General features: G+C 75.1%; 5 protein-coding genes and 1 pseudogene. 2 read left to right on the forward strand and 4 right to left on the reverse strand.

Features of this window, described 5'->3' with window-relative positions; genetic code table 11:
- Positions 1–2: 2 nt before the first annotated feature.
- Both ACIRPH_RS25090 and cysC read right to left on the reverse strand, forming a co-directional pair.
- A complete protein-coding gene (locus tag ACIRPH_RS25090; protein ID WP_402918578.1) occupies positions 3–749 on the reverse strand; it encodes a MazG family protein in 747 nt (248 codons plus the stop codon).
- Between the two features lie 53 nt (positions 750–802).
- Positions 803–2,371 (reverse strand): adenylyl-sulfate kinase, encoded by a 1,569-nt coding sequence (gene cysC, locus ACIRPH_RS25095; RefSeq protein WP_402918580.1) that lies wholly within the window; start codon positions 2,369–2,371, stop codon positions 803–805.
- 346 nt (positions 2,372–2,717) lie between these two features.
- On the opposite strand from cysC, the gene mfd reads away from it, so the two are divergent.
- Positions 2,718–6,326: a transcription-repair coupling factor gene (gene mfd / locus ACIRPH_RS25100; protein WP_402918582.1), complete on the forward strand. Its 3,609-nt coding sequence runs from the start codon at positions 2,718–2,720 to the stop codon at positions 6,324–6,326.
- 306 nt (positions 6,327–6,632) lie between these two features.
- Here the strand turns inward: mfd and ACIRPH_RS25105 are convergent, their stop codons facing one another.
- A complete protein-coding gene (locus ACIRPH_RS25105; protein WP_402918584.1) occupies positions 6,633–8,285 on the reverse strand; it encodes a DUF6350 family protein in 1,653 nt (550 codons plus the stop codon).
- 231 nt (positions 8,286–8,516) lie between these two features.
- On the opposite strand from ACIRPH_RS25105, the gene ACIRPH_RS25110 reads away from it, so the two are divergent.
- The gene (locus ACIRPH_RS25110; RefSeq protein ID WP_402918586.1) at positions 8,517–9,029 is read left to right on the forward strand and encodes a DUF1707 domain-containing protein; all 513 of its coding nucleotides are present in this window, start codon (positions 8,517–8,519) and stop codon (positions 9,027–9,029) included.
- A gap of 101 nt (positions 9,030–9,130) precedes the next feature.
- On the opposite strand, the pseudogene ACIRPH_RS25115 reads toward ACIRPH_RS25110, so the two are convergent.
- Positions 9,131–9,256 (reverse strand): annotated as a pseudogene (locus ACIRPH_RS25115) (succinate--CoA ligase subunit alpha); the annotation flags it as partial.

Genomic DNA, 9,256 nt, shown 5'->3' on the forward strand with positions numbered 1-9,256 from the left:
CGCTATACGCCGGCCGCGTCCCAGTAGGAGCGCCACTCCTCCCCGGACAGGTCGCGGGGCTCCCTGCCGTCGGCGCGGGCCGCCTCCTCGGCGGCGCGCACGCGCGCGTCGAACCTGCGGGACGCCGCCCGGAGGTCCGTCTCCGCGTCCCGGCCCCGGGCGCCCTCCGCCGCCACGGCGGCGAACAGCCCGCCGCCCTCGGCCCCGTCGTCGCCCACCAGGTCGGCGGGGAAGCCGTTGCGGACCGCCCTCCTCTGGAGCTCGTGTGCGAGCAGCACGGCGGGTTGCGCGAACGGCACCCCGTCCAGGACGGAGGGCTTCGCGCCGTTCCCGCCCGCCTCCGCCTTGGCCGCGCGCTCGGCCGCCTTGATGGCCTCCCAGTCGGCCCACACCTCGTCGACGCCCGCCGCCTCGGCCCCGCCGAACACGTGCGGGTGGCGGCGGGTCATCTTGTCGATGATCGCGTCCGCGACGTCGTCCACCGTGAAGCGCGCCGGGTCGCCCTCGGGACGCTCGGCCGCGACGGCCGCGTGGAACACCACCTGGAGCAGCACGTCGCCCAGCTCCTCCCGGAGCGAGGCCAGGTCCCCCTCCTCGATGGTCTCCAGGGTCTCGTAGGCCTCCTGGATCAGGTACTTGGCCAGTGACTCGTGGGTCTGGGAGCTGTCCCAGGGGCACTCCCTGCGCAGGGTGTCCATCACCTCCACCAGGCGCAGTACTCGGTGCCCGGTCGGCTGGGGGTCGGTCATCTCGGTCCTTCTCTGTCGGGGTCCTGCCACTGCTCGTCCTGCGCGCCCGCGCCCTAGCGGGGCAGCCATCCGCCCTCGCGCAGGGCCGCCATCACCTCGGCCACGGACTCCGCCGGGTCTCCGCCGGTGTCCAGCACCAGGTCGGCGTCCCCGGGCTCCTCGTAGGGGTCGGAGATGCCCGTGAACTCCGCGATCTCCCCCGCGCGCGCCTTGGCGTAGAGGCCCTTGCGGTCCCGGGCCTCGCACACCTCCAGGGGCGTCGCCACGTGCACGAGGAAGAAGTCCCCGAACTCCTCCACCATCGCCCGCACCTCGGCGCGGCCCGCGGCGTACGGGGCGATCGGCGCGCACACGGCCGCTCCGCCGTGCCGGGTGATCTCCGCGGCGACGTAGCCGATGCGGCGGATGTTGAGCTCCCGGTCCTCCCGCGAGAACGTCAGCCCGCTGGAGAGCATGCGCCGGACCACGTCCCCGTCCAGCAGGGTCACCGTGCGCCCCGCCCGGCGGATGCCGTCGCACACCCCGCGCGCGATCGTGGACTTGCCCGAACCCGAGAGGCCGGTGAACAGGACGGTGATCCCCCGCTTCGTCCGCGCCGGGCGCAACCGCGCCAGTTCGGCGCCCACGCGGGCCGGGGTGAACCAGGCGGGGAGCTCGCGCCCGTGCGCCAGCTCGGCCTCGACCTCCGCGTCCGTCGGCTCCGGGACGGCGTGCGCGGGGTCCACGCGGGTCAGGGGCTGCCAGAGCCCCTCGGACGAGTCGTAGCGCCACGGCTCCGGCTCCAGGACCGTCAGCGGCGGGCGCCGGGCCATCACCCGCTCGACGTCCGGCCCGCTCCCACCGGTCACCGCCAGCATGTGGGTGGCTCCGTAGGCGGCGGCCACGTGCGCGGCCAGCGCCACGTCGCGCACGCCCCAGCTGCCGCCGAGCGCGCCCTCGGCCCGCGCGGCGCCCCTCGGCAGGGTGCACACGACGAACGCGGTGCGGCCGGGCAGCAGCGGTTCGGCGGCCAGGACCGCCGTCGCCATGCCCTCGTCCTCCAGGCCCGTCTCGACGATCACCAGCACCTCGGCGCGGGCGCCGCCCCCGGCCTCCCCGAGCGCGTCGGCCTCCGCGCGGATCTGGTGCAGGACCCGGTGGTGCAGCGGCCGGTCGGTGACCACCGCGAGCAGCGACCGGGACGAGGAGGGTTCGAGCTCGCGCTGGCCCCGCACCTCCGCCGGCGAGGACCGCAGCTTGCGCAGCACCCCGTACATGGGCGGTCGCAGCAGCGCCACGTCCCCCGCCAGGCGGTGGACGCCCCCCGACTCCCAGTGCTCGGTGACGGCCAGCTCGGCCAGCGGCGCGCCCTCGGGGTCGGCGAGGGTCAGCGCCGCCGCACCGGCCAGCTCCTCCGGCACCTCCAGGGTGACCGGAACCGGCCAGGGGCGGCCGTCGGGCAGCCGCCCGGAGCGCTCCACCGACGCGGCCTCGTCCCGTGTCATGAAGCCGGGCAGCGGGTAGGCGCCGTTGAGGATCAGCTCCAGGTGGGCGAGGCCGTCCGGACCTGGGACGAAGACCGGGGCGCCCGACCGTCCGCCGCCGCCCTCCGGCGCGCTCCCACGCCTGATCGCACTCACCACGAGGTTCCTCTCCTACGGTGTCCCGGGAATCGCCTCTAGCGTATGCCCGAAGCCCCCGGCGGCCCCGCCCGCGTCGCACGGAGCGCGGCGCGGACGGCGGGGAGCCGGAATAGAAGCTCCCCACCAGCGGTTCCACCGACTGTGCACCGCCCCGTCCGCGCCGGATACCGCACGGGGGCGGTACGGACGGGCCGCAAGGGCCTCCGTCCACACCCCGCCCGCGCGAAACCTCCGGACTCGATAGTCTGAGGGGTGCCGGGCGTCCACTCACGCAGCCGCCTTCTCACCGTGCAGGCCGCGACCACCGCCTGATCCGGACCCACTTCCACTTTCAGTTTCTGGTGCTATGAGCCTTATTGGACTTCTCGCCGACGTCTCCAGGGACCCGGCACTGCACAGCGCGATCGAGGCCGCCCGACGCGGACTCGATCCCCACCTCGACCTCGTCGCGCCGGCCGCGCTGCGCCCCTTCATGGTGGGCGCGCTGGCCGCCGACGCCCCCGTGGGCGCGGGCCGGCCCGTCCTCGCCGTCACCGCCACCGAGCGCGAGGCCTCGGACCTGACCGACGCCCTGTGCTCGCTGCTGCCCGACGACTCCGTCGCGCTCTTCCCCGCCTGGGAGACGCTCCCGCACGAGCGGCTCTCCCCCCGCTCGGACACGGTCGGACAGCGCCTCGCCGTCCTGCGCCGCCTGGCGCACCCCGACCCCTCCGACCCGCTCACCACCCCCCTGAGGGTGGTCGTCGCCCCCGTGCGCAGCGTCCTGCAACCGCTCGTGGCCGGACTGGGCGACCTGGAGCCGGTCCGCATCCGCCCCGGCGACGAGGCGTCCCTGGAGGACGTGGTCACGGCCCTGGCCGACACCGGCTACGCCCGGGTCGACCTGGTCGAGAAGCGCGGCGACATGGCCGTGCGCGGCGGCATCCTGGACGTGTTCCCGCCCACCGAGGAGCACCCCCTGCGGCTGGAGTTCTGGGGCGACACCGTCGAGGACATCCGCTACTTCCAGGTGGCGGACCAGCGGTCCATCGCCCCGCGCGAGGGCGACGAGGGGTCGCGCGCCGGCGCCGCCTCCGGGCTGTTCGCCCCGCCGTGCCGCGAACTCCTGCTCACCGACACCGTGCGCGACCGCGCACGGGCCCTGGCCGAGGAGCACCCCTCCCTCGCCGAGATCCTGCACAAGATCGCCGACGGCGTCTCGGTCGAGGGCATGGAGGCGTTCGCGCCCGTGCTCGCCGAACGCATGGAGCCCCTCTTCACCTACCTGCCCGAGGGCGCGATGGTGGTGGGCTGCGACCCCGAGCGCATCCGCACCCGCGCGGTGGAGCTGGAGGCCACCAGCGCCGAGTTCCTCGACGCCTCGTGGATCAACGCCGCCTCCGGCGGCGAGGCCCCCATCGACCTGGGCGCGTCCGCCTACATGTCCGTCTCCGAGCTGCGCGCCGCCGCGGCCGGGCTCGGCCTGCCCTGGTGGGGCCTCACGCCCTTCAGCGCGGGCGACGAGGGGGGCGCCTCCGAGGAGGACGACGCCGTCGTCGTCGGCGCCGCACCCGCCGAGTCCTACCGCGGGGACACCGAACGGGCCCTGGCCGACATCAAGGGCTGGCTCCACGACAACTGGAGCGTCGTCCTGGTCACCCAGGGCCACGGCCCCGCCGAGCGGCTGGTCGCGATGCTGCGCGACGCCGGCCTGGGCGCCGCCCTCGCCTCCGACCTGGCCGACCCTCCCCCGCCCGCCGTCGCCACCGTCACCACCGGGCTGGTCGACCACGGTTTCCTGCTGCGGACGGTCCACACGGTGGTGCTCACCGAGACCGACCTGGCCGGACAGAAGTCCTCCACCCGCGACATGCGCAGGATGCCGAGCAGGCGGCGCGGCACCGTGGACCCGCTCCAGCTCAAACCGGGCGACTACGTCGTCCACGAGCAGCACGGCGTGGGCCGCTACCTGGAGATGGTCAGCCGCCAGGTCCAGGGGGCCACCCGCGAGTACCTGCTCATCGAGTACGCGCCCTCCAAGCGCGGCCAGCCGGGCGACCGGCTCTTCGTGCCCACCGAGCAGCTCGGCGAGGTCACGCGGTACGTGGGCGGCGAGGCCCCCACCCTGTCCAAGATGGGCGGCGCCGAGTGGAGCAAGGCCAAGAGCCGGGCCCGCAAGGTCGTCCGTGAGATCGCCGGCGACCTCATCCGCCTGTACTCGGCCCGCCAGGCCTCCCCGGGCCACGCGTTCGGTCCGGACACCCCGTGGCAGCGGGAGCTGGAGGACGCCTTCCCGTACATGGAGACGCCCGACCAGCTCGCGGCCATCGACGAGGTCAAGAAGGACATGTCCCGGTCCGTCCCGATGGACCGTTTGATCTGCGGCGACGTCGGCTACGGCAAGACCGAGGTCGCGGTGCGCGCCGCGTTCAAGGCGGTCCAGGACGGCAAGCAGGTGGCCCTGCTGGTGCCCACCACCCTGCTGGTGCAGCAGCACATGTCCACGTTCACCGAGCGGTACGCGTCGTTCCCGGTCACCGTCAAACCGATGTCGCGGTTCCAGACCGACGGCGAGGTCGAGGCGACCCGCGAGGGGCTGCGCAGCGGCGAGGTGGACGTCGTCATCGGCACGCACCGCCTGCTGTCGGCGGAGACCCGCTTCAAGGACCTGGGCCTGGTCATCATCGACGAGGAGCAGCGCTTCGGCGTGGAGCACAAGGAGGCCCTCAAGCGGCTGCGCACCCAGGTCGACGTGCTCGCGATGTCCGCGACGCCGATCCCGCGCACCCTGGAGATGGGCCTGACCGGCATCCGCGAGATGACCACGATCCTCACCCCGCCGGAGGAGCGCCACCCGGTGCTCACCTTCGTGGGCCCCTACGAGGACAAGCAGATCACCGCCGCGATCCGCCGCGAGCTGATGCGCGAGGGCCAGGTCTTCTTCGTGCACAACCGGGTGGCCTCCATCGACAAGGTCGCGGCGAGCATCAAGCGCCTGGTGCCGGAGGCCCGGGTGGCCTACGCGCACGGCCAGATGAACGAGCAGCAGCTCGAGAAGGTCATGGTCGACTTCTGGGAGAAGAACTTCGACGTGCTGGTCTCCACGACCATCGTCGAGTCCGGCCTGGACGTGCCCAACGCCAACACCCTCATCATCGACCGCGCCGACACCTACGGGCTCTCGCAGCTGCACCAGCTCCGCGGCCGGGTGGGCCGCGGGCGCGAGCGCGCCTACGCGTACTTCCTGTACCCGCCGGAGAAGCCGCTGTCCGAGACCGCCTACGAGCGCCTGGCCACGGTCGCCCAGCACACCGAGATGGGCGCGGGCATGTACGTGGCCATGAAGGACCTGGAGATCCGGGGCGCGGGCAACATCCTGGGCGCGGAGCAGTCCGGCACCATCGCGGGCGTGGGCTTCGACCTGTACGTGCGCATGGTGGGCGAGGCCGTGGCCGAGCTCAAGGGCGATCCGGACGCGGTCGAGGAGATCGAGACGCGGGTCGAGCTGCCCATCAACGCGCACATCCCGCACGACTACGTTCCGGGCGAGCGGCTGCGGCTCCAGTCGTACAAGCGGATCGCCGGCGTGGGCAGCGAGGAGGACATCCTCGCCGCGTACGAGGAGCTCACCGACCGGTACGGGCCCCCGCCCCAGCAGGTGGACAACCTGATGGCGGTGGCGCGGTTCCGGGTGCTCGCCAAGTCGGCGGGGCTGTCGGACGTCGTCATGCAGGGCAACCAGATCAGGTTCTCCCCGGTCGACCTGCGCGAGTCGCAGGAGCTGAGGCTGCGGCGGATGTACCCCAAGTCCCTGCACAAGGAGACGACGCGGACCCTGCTGGTGCCGGTGCCCAAGGCCGGCGGCCTGGGCGGCAAGCCGCTGCGCGACCTGGAGCTCCTCAAGTGGTGCAGCGACCTGGTCAACAGCGTCTTCGAGCCGCACAGGAGAGCGGGACGGAGCGCCCCGGCCCAGTAGCACCGGGGCGCGGCCCCGGCCGGGGCCGTCCCGGACGCGTCGACCGGGGAGGCTCCCGTCCGGGGGGCCCCCCCCGGGGGGGCCCGCCCCCCCCCCCGGGGGGGCCCCCCCCCCCGGGGGGGGGCCCGGGGGGGGCCCCCCCCCCGGGGCCCCCCCCGGGGGGGTGGCGGCCCCCCACGGGGCCGGGCCGGGGGGGGGGCGCCCCGGGGGGGGGGGCGCCCGGGGGGGCCCGGGGGGGCGCCCCCCGGGGGGCCCCCCCCGGGGGGGCCCCCCGGACCCGCCGCCGGTGCGGCACCGCCGAACGGGTCAGTGCCCGGGGGCGTCCACGCCGCCGGGATCCGCCTCGTAGGTGATGCCGTACATCTCCTCGTCCTCACTCGGCCTCCGCCGCCACCAGCGACCGCCGGAGGCGCGGCGGGCGTCCTTCGCCTCCCGCCTCTCCCTGCGCCGGTGGTCGCGCAGCTCCCGGCGGGCCTCCTTGCGCGCGCCGCGCTCGGCGTCCCGGTCGACCATCCGGGCGGCCCGCTCCCGCTCCCTGGCCGCCCTCAGCTCCTCCGGGGTGGCGGGAGAGGGCTCCGCTTCCGGCGCCGCCTCCTCCCCGGGGCCCCCGCCGTCCCGGCGGCGCAGCGGCGTCACCGTCGCCAGGCCCTTCCCGACCGGGACGTCCGGCGGCAGCTCGACCACCGGCCGCGGTCCGGCCTCCGGCCGTCCCGAGGCCCGCGCCCCCTTCTTCGCGGCGCCTGTCCCGGGCTCCGTGGAAGCGGGCGACGCCGTGCCCTTCCCCAGCCGCAGCTTGCGCCAGTACCACCAGTTCGCGATCCACGCGGCGACCGCCGCGGCCACCCCGACCTCCAGGGCGGCGACGAGACCCACCTGCCACGCCGACGGCCCCACCTCGCTGAGCCGCTCGCCCCCCAGGGGCCCGCCCGCGATCTCCGCCATGGCCGCGCACAGGATCCCCGTGGTCACACCGCACACGAACCCCCACAGGGGGGCCGCCTCGCCGACCGCGTCCGGCGCGCTGCGCTGGGTCAGGACACCGCCCACCGCGCCCGCCGCGAACGGCAGCGCCAGCGCCACCAGGGACACCGCCGGGGCGGCCCCGTCGTCCGGCAGGGCGGCCAGCATCGGGAACACCGGCAGGGCGCCCACCGACACCCCGGTCGGGGCGACGACGGTGCCGGCGCCCATCGCGAACCCCGGCCCCAGCGCGTAGCAGACCGCGAACACCACCGCGTTGGGCAGGTACGCCAGCTGGATGAGCACCAGCAGCACCCCGCCGACCACGCCCGGACCCAGCACCCTCGTCGTCTCGACGGCTTCCGGGAGGGCGACCGCCAGCGCCGCCGCGAACAGCAGCAGCCCGCCCAGCAGGAGCGTCCCGGTGGAGGCGAGCATCCCCACCAGGAGGGACCTCGGCCTGGCGGGCATCAGCTCCAGCAGGTCCCGGGCAGCCACGCCCTTGTCGCGCATCAGCTGGCGCAGCGCCCCCAGCCCCGCGGCGAGGAAGGCGATGGCGAACCCCATGACGAGGGCGCGCGGCATGCTGGGTTCGATCGCCTCGGTGCGCGCCACCAGCGCCAGCGTGCCGGCGATCGCCGCGTAGGGGCCGGCCACGGCCACCGCCGCCCCCCACACGTACCGGAGCCGCAGGATCTCGCAGGAGCGGGCCAGCCACCGGCCCGACCGGTACAGCAGCAGGCCCGGCAGCAGGACCAGCCCGAGCGGGAGCAGGGCGATCTGCCCGTCGGGCACGGTGAACGACACGTGGTGGCCGACCAGCCAGGCCAGGACCGCGCCCTGGAGGATGTCGACGATGTCCTCGCCGAAGGTGTCGTGCGGCGCGGCCACCCAGCCGATGATGGTGAGGGTGACGATGACGGCCAGACCGCTGCCCGCCGCCGTGGCCGCGGCGATGCCCCCGGTCGCGTAGAGGGGCCTGCGCCCGTCGGCGGTCACCGGTGCGGAGGCTTCCGCGGCGGTGGCCCGCGGGCGCTTCGACGGTCGGCCTCGGTCGGGGGGAGATCCTGGCGTACTCACCCGACTTATGCTGCCAGGGACCGGAATGCTCCGTGGTATCCCGCCGCGCGTGTCGTGCGCGCATGTGGGGCGGGACCGGTGGAACCGTCGGCGTCCGGCCTCCGTCGTACTGCAGGAGACAGGTTTCACCCCCGCTGCGGACGGACACCCATGGCAGGCACCGACCCCGACCGCTACCGGCTCTCCGACAGGGAGCGCGACGAGGCACTGGAACGGCTGCGGACGGCGCTGGAGGAGGGCCGCCTGGACCCCGAGGAACACGGGGCCCGCGCCGGGGCGGTGCTGAAGGCCGTCGTCAACACGGACCTGGTCCCGCTCTTCGAGGACCTGCCCCCGGAGTCCCGGCCCGGCGCACCGGCCCCTCCCGGGGTCGGGGCCGGGAACACGCCCGCGCCCGCCGGGAGGACCGGACGCCCACCGGCCGGGCGGAAGCACGGGAAGGGCCCGTCCCACCACCACAACCGTCCCCACACGGGCGGCCTGGTGGTCTGGGGAGGGATCGCGTTCGTGCTCTGGGGGGTGCCGTCCATCTCCAGCGGCAACACCGGCGCCGTGTTCGCGTGGCTGTTCTTCCTCCTGGTCTTCCTCGTCCCGGGCGCGGTCGTGGCCACCGTGCGGGCCGTCCGCGACAGGCCGGACGGCGGTTCGCGGGCCCTCGACTAGCCGGACACGCGAAAACGGCTCCGCCCCACCCTCCGGACGAACCGGCGGTGGGGCGGAGCCGTCGAAGCGGTCACCCGTCGGGGCTGCTCCCGGGGCGCGTGCTAGAACAGCTCGCGCACCAGCTTGGCAGTCTCGCTGGGGGTTTTGCCGACCTTGACCCCGGCGGCCTCCAGGGCCTCCTGCTTGGCCGCGGCCGTGCCCGCAGAACCCGACACGATCGCGCCCGC

The sequence above is a fragment of the Nocardiopsis sp. NPDC101807 genome (genome assembly GCF_044766605.1).
GTDB lineage: Bacteria > Actinomycetota > Actinomycetes > Streptosporangiales > Streptosporangiaceae > Nocardiopsis > Nocardiopsis tropica.